Consider the following 14,170-nt stretch of genomic DNA (forward strand, 5'->3'; position numbering starts at 1 on the left):
TGCTGGACGCCTCCGGTAGAACCGAGGGTATGTTGTTGCCGCGACGGGGCATGGTGGCCCCGCAACCGGCTTAGCAAGGAGTCCTGAGAGGGGACGAGCTTTTGCGCATCGGGAAGATAACTGTTGGCGCACTTGATGAATGGACGTTGAGTTCGGGCTCGGTCACCTCGTGGCACCCGACTGCCGCGGCTCAGGAAAAAGCCAAACAGGCGCCCGTGAGTTCGGTTCCGGTTAGCTACATGCAGCGTCAACACCTTCGTAACTATCACGATCGCCACGCGGCGGGTTTGAACTTCTCCCGGCAGATCATCGCCAGCTGTGAGGTGGCGGGCCAATGCGATATCGCGGCCATGGATCACGCCGTCAATACCTACCTACGGCGACACGACACATTCCGGAGTTGGTTCAAGCGGACCGGTGACGGTGACTTCATCCGGCATGCCCTGCAGGACCCGGCCGACATTGAATTCGTGCCCGTCGATCAGGGCCACATGACGGCCGACGAAATACGGGCCCACGTCGTCGACATACCCAATCCGTTGGAATGGGGCTGCTTCACTTTCGGGATCGTCCAGAACGAAACTCACTTCACGTTCTTCGCCGCCATGGATCACGTTCACGGGGACGCGACGTTGATCGGCACCACGATGATGGAAGCCAACGGCATGTATTCCGCGATGAGCGGGAGCGGCCAGGCGCTCGCGCTGCCCGATGCCGGTAGCTTCGACGACTTCTGTGTTCGCGAGGGTGAATACACGTCGGCGTTGACGGTGGATTCGCCGGGCGTGCGCGCCTGGATCGACTTCGCCGCGAACAACAGAGACGGCTTCCCCGAATTTCCGCTGCCGCTGGGCAATCCGGACGAGTCGACGAGCAGTGCCTGGAGTTCTGAGATTCTGATGAGCCCGGCTCAGACGGAACGCTTCGACTCGGCCTGCGCGGGAGCCGGCGCCCGTTTCGTCGGCGGCTTGTTTGCCTGTCTGGCTTTGGTGGAGCACGAATTCACGGGTGCGCTCACCTATTACGGGCTCACCCCGAGAGATTCCCGCACCGCCGGCGACAATTTCATGACACAGGGCTGGTTCACCGGTCTGATTCCGATCACCGTGCCGGTGGCGGCGACGTCTTTCAGCGAGGCCGCATGGGCCGCGCAGACTTCATTCGACTCGGGGCTTGACATGGCGCGAGTTCCGTATTACCGCGTTTTGGAGTTGGCGCCGTGGTTGAACTGGCCACGCCCGAACTTTCCGGTGTCAAACTTCTTGCACGGTGGGGCCGCGCCGCTCAACGCGATCCTCGCGGCCGGCGACTTGGGCCTTGCGAACAATATCGGGATGTATCCCGACAATCGGTTTTCCTACCAATTGACGATCTACATATTCCGGTATGGCGAAGGCACGGTCATGGCGATCATGCATCCCGACAATGCGGTCGCGAAGAAATCGGTGGCCCGCTACATGGAAGCGATGAAGTCGGTCGCCGGACGGGTTGCTGACAGCGGGCACTGGGGACGCGTCGCGTAGCGGAGTGCAAACGGATGCGAGGAGCAGGGCGGCTTATGCGGACGCGAGGAGCAGGGCGTCTTATGCGGACGCGAGGAGCAGGGCGTCTCATGCGATTGATTTTCCGCGGTGCTCCGGCTCCGGGATGAAGGTGAGGGCAACATGCGACGGATAGCCGACCTGGTGGTGCGGTGGCCATGGGCGGTGATCGGGGTCTGGGTGGCGCTGCTGGTCGCCCTGCCTCTGGCTTTCCCGTCGCTGAGTGCCATGGCGGAGAAGCATCCGCTGGCCATCCTGCCCAACGACGCGCCGTCGAGCGTGACCGCGCAGAAGATGACCCAGGCGTTTCACGAACCGGGCAACGACGACCTTCTGTTGGTGGCGCTGATCAACGAGAAAGGGCTCGGACCCGCCGACGAGGCGACGTACCGCAAGCTCGTCGACGCGTTGCGCGACGACCAGGCCGACGTGGTCAGCGTGCAGGACTTCATCTCCACCCCGCAGCTGCGGAAGTTCATGACCAGTGAGGACAAGACGACCTGGGTATTGCCGGTGGGTCTGGCCGGTGAGCTGGGCACGCCCCGGGCGTTCGACTCGTTCAACCGGGTCTCCGAGATCGTCGCTCGCAGCACCGCAGGCAGCACCGCGCAGGTCCACGTCACGGGCCCCGCGGCCACCGCCGCCGACCTCACCGTCGCAGGGCAGAAGGATCGCCTGCCGATCGAGCTCGCGATCGCCGTCCTGGTCCTCGCGGTGCTGTTGGTCGTGTACCGCAGTGCGGTCACCATGCTGCTGCCCTTGGTGACTATCGGATCGTCACTGGTGATCGCCCAAGCGCTGGTCGCGGGGTACTCCCAGCTGACGGGTTCGGGCGTCTCCAACCAGTCCATCGTGTTCCTCAGCGCGATCATGGCCGGCGCCGGAACGGACTACGCGGTCTTTCTCATCAGCCGCTATCACGACTATCTGCGCTCGGGCTCGGATTCCGATCAGGCGGTCAACAAGGCGATCATCTCGATCGGGAAGGTGATCGCCGCGTCCGCCACCACGGTGGGTCTCACATTCCTGCTGCTGAGCTTCTCCAAGATGGGAGTGTTCAGAACGGTCGGAGTGGCGTCGGCCATCGGCATCGGTGTCGCGTTCCTCGCCGGGATGACGCTGTTGCCCGCGATCCTGGTGCTCGCCGGGCCCCGTGGTTGGGTGAAGCCGCGGCGCGAGCTGACGGCTCGGTTCTGGCGGCGTTCCGGTATCAGGATCGTGCGTAGACCGGTCGCACACCTTGTCGCCAGCCTGCTCATCTTGGGCCTCCTGGCCGGGTGCGCGATCTTCGCGCGGTACAACTACGACGATCGCAAGGTGGTGTCGCCGTCGGCGTCGAGCTCGATCGGATACGCGGCGGTCGAACGCCATTTCCCCATCGCCCAGTCCATTCCCGAGTACATCCTCATCCAGTCGCCGCACGATCTGCGTACCCCGCGGGCCCTCGCGGATCTGGAGCAGATGGCGTCCCGCGTCGCCCAATTGCCCGACGTCGGCATGGTCAGCGGCATCACCCGGCCGCTCGGCGATGTGCCACCGGAGTTTCGTGCCACGTATCAGGCGGGCCTCGTCGGTGATCGGCTGGCGAACGGATCCGATCAGATCGACCAGCGCAGCGGCGACCTCAACCGGCTGAACAACGGGGCCAAGACCCTGGCAGACAGCCTCGCCGACGTGCGCGCCCAGATCACGCAGCTGGCGCCCAGTATTCAGAGCCTGGTCGACACCATGTCGTCGGTGCGCACCGAATACGGCGGCGACAAGCTGGTCAAGGACGTCGATACCGCGGCCAAGCTGGTGCAGAGCATCAACGCGCTGTCCAACTCCATGGGGTACAACCTCTCGGCCGTCAAGAACATCTTCGGGTGGATCGACCCGGTTCTGCAGGCGCTGAACGGCAACGCGGTCTGCGATGCCAATCCGTCGTGCAGCGAAACGCGCGCCCAATTCCAGAAACTGAGCGACTCGCGAGGCGACGGCAATCTCGACCAGATCAACGATCTCGCACACCAACTCCAGGGAGTCGACGACAAGCAGACCCTCACCGCGACGGTGAACAAGCTCAACGCCGCCCTGGTCAATGTCTCCAAAGCGGTCAAGACGCTCGGTCTGGACAAGCCCGGCGGTCCGCAGGCCGGCATGAGGCAGCTGCAGCAAGGTGCCGACCGGCTCGCCGGCGGTAGCCGTGAGGTGGCCGGCGGGGTGGATGAACTGGTCAAACAGGTCAAGGTGATCGCCGACGGGCTCAATCAGGCCTCGTCCTTCCTGATGACGATGCGGACCAATGCCGCCGACCCATCACAGGCCGGATTCAACATCCCGGCCGAAGTGCTGGGCCTGCCGGACTTCAAGAAGGCTTCCGCGGCGTACGTCTCGCCGGACGGTCGCTCGGCGCGGTATCTGGTGCAAACCAAGCTCAACCCGTTCAGCTCGGAAGCGATGGATCAGGTCAACCAGATCCAGGACATCGCCCGGGGCGCTCAGCCGAACACCGCGCTGGCCGACGCGACCATATCGATGGGCGGATTCCCCGCCGCCTTGCGCGACACGCGCGACTACTACCAGCAGGACATCCGCTACATCATCATCGCGACGCTCATCGTCGTGCTGGTGACGCTGATGTTGCTGTTGCGGTCGGTCGTCGCGCCGCTCTACCTCGTCGGGTCGGTGGTGATCTCCTACTTCGCGGCGATGGGGATCAGCGTGCTGTTTTTCCAGTACCTGCTACATCAGCCATTGCATTGGAGTGTGCCGCCACTGGCGTTCGTGGTGCTGGTCGCGGTCGGCGCCGATTACAACATGCTGCTGGTGTCGCGACTGCGTGACGAGTCTTTGCACAGCGTGCGCTACGGCGTCATCCGCACGTTGAGTTCGACGGGTGGCGTGATCACCGCGGCGGGCCTCATCTTCGCGGCCTCGATGGCGGGGTTGCTGTTCTCCAGCATCGGCATAGTGGTTCAAGGGGGCTTCGTGATCGGTGTGGGAATCCTGCTGGACACCTTCGTGGTCCGCACCATCACGGTGCCCGCCATTGCGACGTTGGTGGGGCGGGCGAATTTCTGGCCGTCGCGGGTGCTCGCCCGGAAGTTGCGGCTGCGGACGTGAGGAGCAAGAAGTTGCTACGCACGTGAGCAGCAAATTCCCAGCAGTGTCAGAACCGGCATGCAGGGGTGATCTGTGTGAAACTACGAACCGGAGCGGGGCGATAGGGGTGGAGATGAAGAAACTCCTTGCTGGACTTGCACTGCTGGTGACCACCAGCGTCACAGGATCTTTCGGCATCGTCGGCAGTGCGCGGGCCGACGACGCTCCGGTGCCAAGACCGCCCGTCCCCGGCAATCCCGATCCCGGGACCGCATACGCGTTGGGCGGGGCCCACGTTCTCGGAATTCCGTACGACGAGTACATCCGGATGACGGGTGAGCAGTGGTTTCCGGGGATGAAGCGAGTAAAGGTCGACTACCCGGCAGGGCAGGTGCAGGGCCACACCCTGGAACGTATTTTCCCGGGGATCGGGCCGATCGGCGAGAAGATCTATCCCGGTCTCGGCCTGGACGGCCCCAGCATCGGCGAGTCGGTCGATGAGGGCGAGGGCAACCTCGATGCCGCGATCCGCACAGGCGGCAAGGGGACGGCGATGGGGCTGTCCGAGGGCGCGCTCGTGCTCAACGCCGTGAAGGCGCGACTGGCCAACGATCCGACTGCTCCGCCGCCGGACCAGCTGACCTTTGCTACATTCGGCGACCCGATCGCCAAGCATCCGTTCGGTGAGAGTTTCCTGACCCAGAACTTCCCGGTCGGCAGCGTCGTGCCGTTCATGGATTACCGAGTACCGGCTCCCGTGGAGAGTCAGTACCACACTGACCAGTTCATCTCGGCGTACGACAGCATCGCCGACTGGCCGGACCGGCCGGACAACTGGATGAGCGTCATCAATGCGATCGCCGGGCTGGCCACCGGCCACACCGCGATCGCGTTCACGAATCCCAGCAACGTTCCGGCGCAGAACATCAGGACCACGGTCAACTCCAAGGGCGCGACGACCACGACGTACCTGGTCCCCGAGGAGCATCTGCCCTTGGTGTTGCCCTTCAAGTACCTCGGGTATGACCAGAACACGCTCAACCAGCTGGACAGGATCCTGCAGCCCTTGGTGGACGCGGGTTATTCGCGTAACGACGATCCGGCGACCGCGCCGGTCACGGTGGACCCGGTGCACGGCTTCGACCCCGCGAAAGTCACCGCACCGGCCAACCAGGCCACGTTCGGCGGCGGCGCCGACCCCATGTCGGAGATCGTCAACGGAGCGATGTCCGTGCTGAACCCCAAGAGCGCAGGCTGACGGCGCTACTGAACCGACGGATTCGATTAGTTATGGACGTGATGTGATGTCGACCCAATCATCCATTCTCTCGATGCTGCATGGGCGTGCCAGCCTGCGTCCCGATGATGTGGCCTTCACGTTCACCGAGTACGGCCACGACCCGGCAGGTGTCGCGCACAGCCTGACATGGGCGCAGCTGTCCCAGCGGACCATCAATGTGGCACGTGAGATTCGCCTCCACGGCGAGGTCGGTGATCGGGCGGTGATCCTGGCTCCGCAGGGCCTCGAATACATCCTGGCTTTTCTGGGAGCCATGCAGGCAGGCCTCATCGCGGTGCCGTTGCCGTTGCCGCATCGCGGCTCCAGCCATGACCGCGTGAGTGCCGTCGTTGCCGATACCCACCCCGCGGTGGTTCTCACGACCGCTGCCGTCGCGCACGATGTCGGCGACTACGTCGATCAATCGGTCATGGAGACCGCACCGAAGATCGTCGCGATCGACGCACTGAACCTCGATGCCGACGGCGAACCGATCATCGAGACGGCTGAGTTCCCCAGCACGGCGTACCTGCAGTACAGCTCCGGCTCGACTCGGCTGCCCACCGGCGTGATGATCTCCCATCGCAACCTTCAGGCGAATTTCGAGCAGCTGATGCGCGGCCTGTTCGCCGACGCGAGCGTCAAGACCTCGAATCTGACGGTTGTCTCGTGGTTGCCCTTCTACCACGACATGGGGTTGGTGCTGGGCGTGTGCGCACCCATCCTCGGTGGGTATCGCGCGGTCCTGACGAGCCCGGTGGCCTTCTTGGAGAAACCGTCGCGGTGGGTGCGGGCACTGGCCGAGAATGACGGTGCTTTTTCCGCCGCACCCAACTTCGCGTTCGACCTGGCCGCCCGCAAGACCAAAGACGCCGACCTCGCCGGACTCGACCTCGGCGGCGTGCTGGGCATCATCAACGGCGCGGAGCGGGTCGAGCCTGCGACCTTGGAACGCTTTACAGATCGGTTCGCCCACTTCAACTTTCGAGACCACATGCTGCGACCTTCGTATGGGCTGGCGGAGGCGACGGTATACGTGACCAGCGGCGTCTGGAACGAGTCGGCGGAGGTCGCCGCGTTCGATGTCGATGAACTGTCGGCGGGCCGCGTGCGTCGCTGCGGACGCGAGGAGCATGGTGGAGGCTGCGCACCGGAGGAACTGCGCACGGGCCGTGCGGAGGGAACCAGCTCGGCGCTCGTCAGATACCAGCTGCCGCAGTCACCGGCGCTGCGCATCGTCGACGTCGAGACGCACCGGGAATGCGAGCAGGACGTGGTCGGCGAGATCTGGGTGCACGGCGACAACGTCGCGACCGGCTACTGGAACCGGTCTCCCGAGGAACAACGGTGCTTCGGCGCCACCCTCGTCGACCCATCGCCGGGCACGCCTGCCGGACCCTGGCTGAAAACCGGTGATCTGGGCTTCGTCTCCGGTGGTGAGCTGTTCATCGTCGGCCGCATCAAGGATCTGCTGATCATCCGCGGCCGCAATCACTATCCCGAGGACATCGAGGCGACGGTCCAGCAGATCACCGGTGGTCGCGTTGCGGCGATATCTGTTCCGGTGAACAGCACCGAGAAGCTCGTCACCGTCATCGAAGTCAAGAAGCGAGGCGAGTCGACGGTCGAGGCGGGGCAGTGGCTCACCGCAGTCAAGAGTGACGTCACCTCGGCGATCTCCAATGCCCACGGGCTCAATGTCGGGGATCTCGTCCTGGTCCCGCCGGGATCGATACCCACGACGACCAGCGGCAAGATCAGGCGCGCCGCCTGTGCCGAGCAATACCGGCAGGACGAGTTCATCCGCCTGGATGCCTGAGCCGGCGAGGGGATCGCTACAGCCCGGTGTAGCCGGCGACCAGCAGCACACAGCCGACCGTGCCCAGTAGGGCTGCGACCTCGAAGCGATGCCGCGCCCGCAGCCAGGCGTGCAGGGTCGACAGGGCTGCCCGAGTGCGGTCAGGGGCGACCAGGTAGCAGATCAGCGGGATCTCGACGAGGCCGAACGCCACCACGTTGAACAGCAGCAGAGCGCCGACCTGCGTCGCGGCCGCCGCCCCGGACGCGACGATCAGGGTCAGTGCGGCGAGATAGTCCACGGATGGCAGCGCGATGCCGAGGCCCGCGACGCCGGCTGTCCACAGTGAATGACCGTTGAGCAGCTGCCGGGTGCGCTGTGCGAGCTGACTTGGTTCTCGGTCGGCTTTCGGCCCCACCAACCCGGAGCCGACGGCTGCGGCGACCACCAGCACGATCACCCCTGCCACCAGTTGTGCTCTCGGCAGGGTGAAGTGGGCTGACCCCATGGCCGGCCGCAGGACGAACAGCACCACCACACCGACTGCGGTGCCCATCGCGAAACCACCGCTGAGGAAGGTGAGCAGTTGCAACAGCGGGCGGGGCCGGTTGAGCATCACGACGGTCATACCGATCCGGAACGGCTCCAGGCTGACGGCGACGGCCATTACCAGCAGCGGCGTGATCCACATGTCGACTGGGTGGTTCTCCGACTATGCGCCCGGACGAACTCGTTCATGCAGCACGGACAGGTTCGACGTGTTGGGCATGGCGTCAGGCTACTCAAACCGGCGCGCGACGGCGCGGCCAAGTTCGGTTCACGGCGAGTCTGACGGTGGCCGCCGTCGGCGACCACGTGTGAAGATGGAGGTGATATGAGCGCAACAGAATTGAGCCCGACGTCTCTGCGTGAAGCATTCGGCCATTTCCCCACCGGCGTCGTGGCTATCGCCGCCGAGGTGGAGGGCACTCGTGTGGGCCTGGCTGCCAGCACGTTTGTCCCGGTGTCGCTGGATCCGCCGCTGGTGTCCTTCTGCGTGCAGAACAGCTCCACCACCTGGCCCAAGCTCAAGGATCTTCCGGCGCTGGGCATCAGTGTGCTGGGTGAGTCCCACGATGACGCGGTGCGCTCACTGGCCGCCAAGACCGGCGACCGGTTCGCGGGTCTTGAGACGGAATCACGCGACTCGGGTGCGGTGTTCATCCACGGCACCAGCGTCTGGCTGGAGAGCACCATCGCGCAGCTGGTGCCCGCGGGCGATCACACCATCGTTGTACTGCGGGTCAGTGAGATCACCGTGCACGCTGACATCGCGCCGATTGTCTTCCACCGCAGCACATTTCACCGACTCGGCGACTGAGGTTCAGGGTCGCTCGGAAAGTTCCCTGCGGTAGCCGTCGACGCGCTGCTCCAGTTCGGCGGCGTCGTCGGGGCGGCCTTCCTTGCGGGCCAGTTCCGCGCGGGCCGAAAGCTCGCGGATTGCCGTACGAATGTCGTTGACGCTGTGGGTGTGTCCCATTGTCATCGGCTGCCTTTCGTCGCTGATTGGCTGCTTATGCCGAGCCTACGCGTTGATTCTGCGGTGAGGGCAGCCTCTACTCGTACTTTCGCGCCTTGTCCGCAGAATCAACGCACCGCCGCTAGCTCTGCTGTTTGCTCTTCGCGCAAGCGCTCATCGGCGGAACAGCTTGTTGCCCAGCCACACGATTGGGTCGTACTTGCGGTCGACGACGCGTTCCTTCATCGGGATCAACGCGTTGTCGGTGATCTTGATGTTCTCGGGGCACACCTCGGTGCAGCACTTGGTGATGTTGCAGTAGCCCAGCCCGAACTCGTCCTGGGCCATGTCCCGGCGGTCCACGGTGTCCAGTGGGTGCATGTCCAGTTCGGCGATCCGCATGTGGAACCGGGGACCTGCGAAGTTCTGCTTGTTCTCCTCGTGGTCGCGCACGACGTGACAGACGTTCTGGCACAGGAAGCACTCGATGCACTTGCGGAATTCCTGGCTGCGGTTCACGTCTTCCTGCTGCATCCGGTACTCCCCGGGCTGCAGGCCTTTCGGCGGGGTGAACGACGGGATCTGGCGGGCCTTCTCATAGTTGAACGACACGTCGGTGACCAGGTCGCGCATCACGGGGAAGGTGCGCAGCGGCGTCACCGTGACCGTCTCGGCCGGGTCGAACGTCGACATCCGGGTCATGCACATGAGCCGCGGGCGCCCGTTGATCTCCGCCGAGCAGGATCCACACTTGCCTGCCTTGCAGTTCCACCGCACGGCCAGATCGGGGGTCTGAGTGGCCTGCAACCGGTGGATGATGTCGAGCACCACCTCGCCGTCGTTGACCTCGACCGTGTAGTCCTGCAAATCACCGCCCGTGTCATCTCCACGCCAGACGCGCAGGTTCGCGTTGTAGGCAGCCATTTCAGCCCTTCCGATCGGGGTGCTCGGCCAGTTCTTGCTCGGTGTAGTACTTCTCCAGTTCGGACAGTTCGAACGTGGCCAGCAGGTCTGCCCGCATGGGCAGCTGGGACTCCGGGGTCACCGTCACGTCCGGCACCACCTGGTCGTCGCCGACGGTGCGGCACACCAGCAGGGTGTTGCGCCAGTTGGCGTCCATCTCCGGGTAGTCGTCGCGGGTGTGCCCACCCCTGCTCTCGGTGCGGGCCAGCGCGGCCTTGGCCACGCACTCGCTGACCAGCAGCATGTTGCGCATGTCGATGGCCAGGTGCCAGCCCGGGTTGAAGGCGCGGCCGCCCTCGACGGTGACGTTGTGCACGCGGGCCTTGAGCTCGGCGAGCTTGGCCAGCGCCTCCTCGATCTCGTCGGCCTTGCGGATGATGCCGACGAGATCGTTCATGCACTGCTGCAGCTCAGCGTGCAGGGTGTACGGATTCTCCGGATTCGCGTGCTTTTCGAACGGGTCCAGTGCCAGCTGGGTGGCCTCGACGATGGCGGCCTCCGATACGGCCGGCCGCTCGGCGAGGGTCTGCACGTAGTCGGCGGCACCGAGTCCGGCGCGGCGGCCGAACACCAGAAGGTCGCTCAACGAGTTGCCGCCAAGCCGGTTCGAGCCGTGCATGCCGCCCGAACACTCGCCCGCGGCGAACAGCCCGGGCGTGACGGCCCCGCCGGTGTCGGGGTCGACTTCGATACCGCCCATCACGTAGTGGCAGGTGGGCCCGACCTCCATCTCGTCCTTGGTGATGTCGACCTCGGCGAGCTCCATGAACTGGTGGTACATCGAGGGCAGCCGCCGCTTGATCTCCTCGGTCGGCATGCGCGAGGCGATGTCGAGGTACACGCCGCCGTGTGGTGAACCGCGGCCCGCCTTGACCTCGGAGTTGATGGCGCGGGCCACCTCGTCGCGGGGGAGCAGATCAGGCGTGCGGCGCGCGGAGTCGTTGTCCTTGAGCCATTGGTCGGCTTCTTCTTCGGTTTCGGCGTACTGCCCCTTGAACACCGCGGGGATGTAGTCGAACATGAACCGCTTGCCTTCGGAGTTCTTCAGCACTCCGCCGTCACCGCGCACGCCTTCGGTGACCAGGATCCCCTTCACCGACAGCGGCCACACCATGCCGGTCGGGTGAAACTGGATGAACTCCATGTTGATCAGACCGGACCCGGCGCGCAGAGCCAGCGCGTGGCCGTCTCCGGTGTACTCCCACGAGTTCGACGACACCTTGAAGGACTTGCCGATGCCGCCGGTGGCCAGCACGATCGCAGGGGCTTCGAACAGCACGAAATTGCCGGTCTCCCGGTAATACCCGAACGCGCCGGCGATCCGATCCCCGTCTTTGATCAGGTCGGTGATGGCGGTTTCGTGGAACACCCGGATGCGGGCCTCGTAGTCACCGAGTTCGGCTTTGTCCTCCTGCTGCAGCGAGACGATCTTCTGCTGCAGGGTGCGGATGATCTCCAGCCCGGTGCGGTCGCCGACGTGGGCCAGCCGCGGGTAGGTGTGCCCGCCGAAGTTGCGCTGGCTGATCCGGCCGTCCTTGGTGCGGTCGAACAACGCGCCGTAGGACTCAAGCTCCCACACACGGTCCGGAGCCTCCTGCGCGTGCAGTTCGGCCATCCGCCAGTTGTTGAGGAACTTGCCGCCGCGCATGGTGTCCCCGAAGTGCACCTGCCACGAGTCCTTGGTGTTGACGTTGCGCATCGCTGCGGCGCATCCGCCCTCGGCCATCACCGTATGTGCCTTGCCGAACAGCGATTTGGTCACCACCGCCACCCGCAGACCCCGCTCGCGGGCCTCGATCACGGCACGCAGCCCTGCCCCGCCGGCACCGATCACGACTACGTCGTATTGATGCCGTTCCAGTTCAGCCATCTATAACCCCACTACTTTGTTCATTAGGAATTAGGTTGTCAGCCAACAAATCTCAGGTCGGAGATGGTTCCGCTGGCGACCAGCATGATGTAGAAGTCGGTGAGCACCAGGGTGCCGAGGGTGATCCACGCGAACAGCATGTGCCGCGTGTTGAGTTTGGACACCTGGGTCCAGATCCAGTAGCGGACCGGATGTTTCGAGAAGTGCTTGAGCCGGCCGCCGGTGACGTGCCTGCAGGAGTGGCAGGAGATGGTGTACACCCACAGCAGGATCACGTTGACGAGCAGGATCACGTTGCCGAGACCGAATCCGAAACCGCTTGCGGTCTTGTCCGAGTGGAAGGCGACGATCGCGTCGTAGGTGTTCACCAGTGAGATCAGCACTGCGACGTAGAAGAAGTACCGGTGCGCGTTCTGAACGATCAGCGGAAGTCGCGTCTCTCCGGTGTATTTCGCGTGCGGCTCGGCCACTGCGCAGGCGGTCGGGGACTGCCAGACCGACCGGTAGTAGGCCTTGCGGTAGTAGTAGCAGGTGAGCCGGAAAGCCAAGAGGAACGGCAGCGAGATGAACGCCATCGGGATGAACCACGGTAGGGCCCCCACCCAGTGCCCGAAGTGGCTGGCCCCCGGCGCGCACGCGGTGCTCACGCACGGCGAGTAGAAAGGCGTCAGGTAGTGGTACTGCGGAACCCAGTAAGCGCTGCCCCAGAACGCCCGGATGGTGGCGTAGATGACGAACGCCGCCAGTCCGAGGTCTGTCAGCAGGGGCGCCTGCCACCACCGGTCGGTCCGCAGCGTGCGCTCCGGAATCTGGGCGCGCGTGGGGGAGAAGACCCCGGTCGCACGACGGTCATCGGTGGGTGCGCTCACGGTTCCCTTTCGTCAGGTTCAGTTGTTGTGTGAGGCATCAGATGCCCCGGCGTCCTGCTAACCGCTGACGCCGCCATCGCTGATGTCGCCCCAGAACTCCCGGTCGTATTGGGTGTCGGGGATCGCGATCTTCTCGCCGGTGGCCGTCTGCGGCGTGCAGCCGTGGCGCATCGCGAGTTCATCGGCGTCGATGTTCAGGCGGTCGACGTCGAGGAGGATGCGCTCGACATCATTGGTTATGCGGCGCGTGGCCGGCGAGTCACCGTATTTGGCCGCCAGTGCCGTGACAGAGCGACGCATATCGCCGATCAACTTGTGCAGTTCGGCGAATTCGGTTGTGGTGGACATGTGACCTCCTTGGGCTGAAGGGTGTCATGAATCACAGTACGACAACCGATGCTAGCCACATCACCAGTTGAGAGTGACGCGGGTCACGTTGAGAGTCGGAGGTATGCGGGTGCCCCAACAAGCTCTGCCCCAACAGGTTCTGCAGGACCGTGCGACGACCCTGCTGGCATTGCACCAGCCGGGCAATCCGGTGGTGCTGCCCACGGTGTGGGACGCCTGGTCGGCGAAGACCGCCGTCGAGGCAGGATTCGAAGCGCTCACGCTGGGCAGCCATCCGGTGGCCGATTCGGTCGGGAAGGCCGACGGCGAGGGCATGACGTACGACGAGCTGACGGCGCGGGTGGCTCAGATCAGTGGCGCGGTCGACGTGCCGATCTCGGTCGACATCGAATCCGGTTACGGCGAGCCGCCGCAGCGGCTCATCGATGGTCTGCTGGCCGCGGGTGCGGTCGGGCTGAACATCGAGGACACCGTGCACAAGGAGGGCAAACGCCTCCGCAGTCCCGAGGAGCACGCCGCGTTGGTCGGCGAATTGCGCAAGGCGGCTGACGCGGCCGGGGTGCACGTCGTGATCAATGCCCGGACCGATCTGTTCCTGCGGGAGGACGGTTCGGAGGCCGATCGCGTCGAACGCGCCGTTGCCCGGCTCAAGCTGGCCGCAGACGCAGGGGCGGACTGCCTGTATCCGGTGGGGCGCCATGATCCGGAAACCATGCGGCGCTTGACATCTGAGCTGCCTCTGCCGGTGAACGCGATCGCGATACCCGAGGCCGACGATCCGACGTCGTTCGGACCGCTCGGGGTTGGCCGGATCAGCTTCGGGCCGTTCCTGCAGCGGGCCCTGACTGGAACGGTGAACGAGTTGCTGCTCCGCTGGCGCTGAACGTTCGCTGTGCGTCCATAATGTGACCAAGGGGTCA

General features: G+C 64.6%; 12 protein-coding genes. 6 read left to right on the forward strand and 6 right to left on the reverse strand.

All coding sequences use genetic code 11. The features are described 5' to 3' along the window. Positions 1-101 precede the first annotated feature (101 nt). From A5784_RS01930 to A5784_RS01945, 4 genes are all read left to right on the forward strand, one after another. Complete coding sequence (locus A5784_RS01930) at positions 102-1,523, forward strand: condensation domain-containing protein (RefSeq protein WP_082944614.1); 1,422 nt, start codon at positions 102-104, stop codon at positions 1,521-1,523. A gap of 141 nt (positions 1,524-1,664) precedes the next feature. Next, the gene (locus A5784_RS01935) at positions 1,665-4,646 is read left to right on the forward strand and encodes an MMPL/RND family transporter (protein WP_064941854.1); all 2,982 of its coding nucleotides are present in this window, start codon (positions 1,665-1,667) and stop codon (positions 4,644-4,646) included. Between the two features lie 112 nt (positions 4,647-4,758). After that, a complete protein-coding gene (gene pe / locus A5784_RS01940) occupies positions 4,759-5,883 on the forward strand; it encodes an acyltransferase PE (RefSeq protein ID WP_064941795.1) in 1,125 nt (374 codons plus the stop codon). Positions 5,884-5,929: 46 nt separating this feature from the next. Further along, positions 5,930-7,723: an AMP-binding protein gene (locus tag A5784_RS01945; protein WP_082944615.1), complete on the forward strand. Its 1,794-nt coding sequence runs from the start codon at positions 5,930-5,932 to the stop codon at positions 7,721-7,723. A gap of 16 nt (positions 7,724-7,739) precedes the next feature. Here A5784_RS01945 and A5784_RS01950 read toward each other — a convergent pair whose 3' ends face one another. After that, positions 7,740-8,393: a GAP family protein gene (locus tag A5784_RS01950; RefSeq protein ID WP_064941796.1), complete on the reverse strand. Its 654-nt coding sequence runs from the start codon at positions 8,391-8,393 to the stop codon at positions 7,740-7,742. 183 nt (positions 8,394-8,576) lie between these two features. On the opposite strand from A5784_RS01950, the gene A5784_RS01955 reads away from it, so the two are divergent. Next, a complete protein-coding gene (locus A5784_RS01955; protein ID WP_064941798.1) occupies positions 8,577-9,062 on the forward strand; it encodes a flavin reductase family protein in 486 nt (161 codons plus the stop codon). Positions 9,063-9,065: 3 nt separating this feature from the next. Here the strand turns inward: A5784_RS01955 and A5784_RS38710 are convergent, their stop codons facing one another. From A5784_RS38710 to A5784_RS01975, 5 genes are all read right to left on the reverse strand, one after another. After that, on the reverse strand, positions 9,066-9,227 hold the full coding sequence (locus A5784_RS38710; protein WP_197514600.1) for a hypothetical protein: 162 nt from the start codon (positions 9,225-9,227) through the stop codon (positions 9,066-9,068). Positions 9,228-9,374: 147 nt separating this feature from the next. Then, complete coding sequence (locus tag A5784_RS01960; protein WP_064941800.1) at positions 9,375-10,124, reverse strand: succinate dehydrogenase/fumarate reductase iron-sulfur subunit; 750 nt, start codon at positions 10,122-10,124, stop codon at positions 9,375-9,377. Between the two features lies 1 nt (position 10,125). After that, positions 10,126-12,033 carry a fumarate reductase/succinate dehydrogenase flavoprotein subunit gene (locus A5784_RS01965; RefSeq protein WP_064941802.1) on the reverse strand — a complete coding sequence of 636 codons (1,908 nt, stop codon included), beginning with the start codon at positions 12,031-12,033 and terminating at the stop codon, positions 10,126-10,128. A gap of 38 nt (positions 12,034-12,071) precedes the next feature. Further along, positions 12,072-12,902, reverse strand: a complete 831-nt coding sequence (sdhC, locus tag A5784_RS01970) for a succinate dehydrogenase subunit SdhC (protein WP_064941804.1) — start codon at positions 12,900-12,902, stop codon at positions 12,072-12,074. A gap of 57 nt (positions 12,903-12,959) precedes the next feature. Then, positions 12,960-13,250: an Rv0250c family protein gene (locus tag A5784_RS01975; RefSeq protein WP_064941806.1), complete on the reverse strand. Its 291-nt coding sequence runs from the start codon at positions 13,248-13,250 to the stop codon at positions 12,960-12,962. Between the two features lie 109 nt (positions 13,251-13,359). Here A5784_RS01975 and A5784_RS01980 point away from each other — a divergent pair, with 109 nt between their 5' ends. Further along, positions 13,360-14,133, forward strand: a complete 774-nt coding sequence (locus tag A5784_RS01980) for an isocitrate lyase/PEP mutase family protein (protein WP_064941858.1) — start codon at positions 13,360-13,362, stop codon at positions 14,131-14,133. Positions 14,134-14,170: the final 37 nt, after the last annotated feature.

The sequence above is a fragment of the Mycobacterium sp. 852013-50091_SCH5140682 genome (assembly GCF_001665685.1).
Taxonomy (GTDB): Bacteria; Actinomycetota; Actinomycetes; order Mycobacteriales; family Mycobacteriaceae; genus Mycobacterium.

What these genes read in the sequence shown, in the direction of transcription:
- A5784_RS38710 (WP_197514600.1), bottom strand. Translation starts at nt 9,227, where the DNA reads ATGACAATGGGACACACCCACAGCGTCAACGACATTCGTACGGCAATC.
- A5784_RS01975 (WP_064941806.1), bottom strand. Translation starts at nt 13,250, where the DNA reads ATGTCCACCACAACCGAATTCGCCGAACTGCACAAGTTGATCGGCGAT.
- A5784_RS01960 (WP_064941800.1), bottom strand. Translation starts at nt 10,124, where the DNA reads ATGGCTGCCTACAACGCGAACCTGCGCGTCTGGCGTGGAGATGACACG.
- A5784_RS01965 (WP_064941802.1), bottom strand. Translation starts at nt 12,033, where the DNA reads ATGGCTGAACTGGAACGGCATCAATACGACGTAGTCGTGATCGGTGCC.
- A5784_RS01945 (WP_082944615.1), top strand. Translation starts at nt 5,930, where the DNA reads ATGTCGACCCAATCATCCATTCTCTCGATGCTGCATGGGCGTGCCAGC.
- A5784_RS01955 (WP_064941798.1), top strand. Translation starts at nt 8,577, where the DNA reads ATGAGCGCAACAGAATTGAGCCCGACGTCTCTGCGTGAAGCATTCGGC.
- A5784_RS01950 (WP_064941796.1), bottom strand. Translation starts at nt 8,393, where the DNA reads ATGTGGATCACGCCGCTGCTGGTAATGGCCGTCGCCGTCAGCCTGGAG.
- pe (WP_064941795.1), top strand. Translation starts at nt 4,759, where the DNA reads ATGAAGAAACTCCTTGCTGGACTTGCACTGCTGGTGACCACCAGCGTC.
- A5784_RS01935 (WP_064941854.1), top strand. Translation starts at nt 1,665, where the DNA reads ATGCGACGGATAGCCGACCTGGTGGTGCGGTGGCCATGGGCGGTGATC.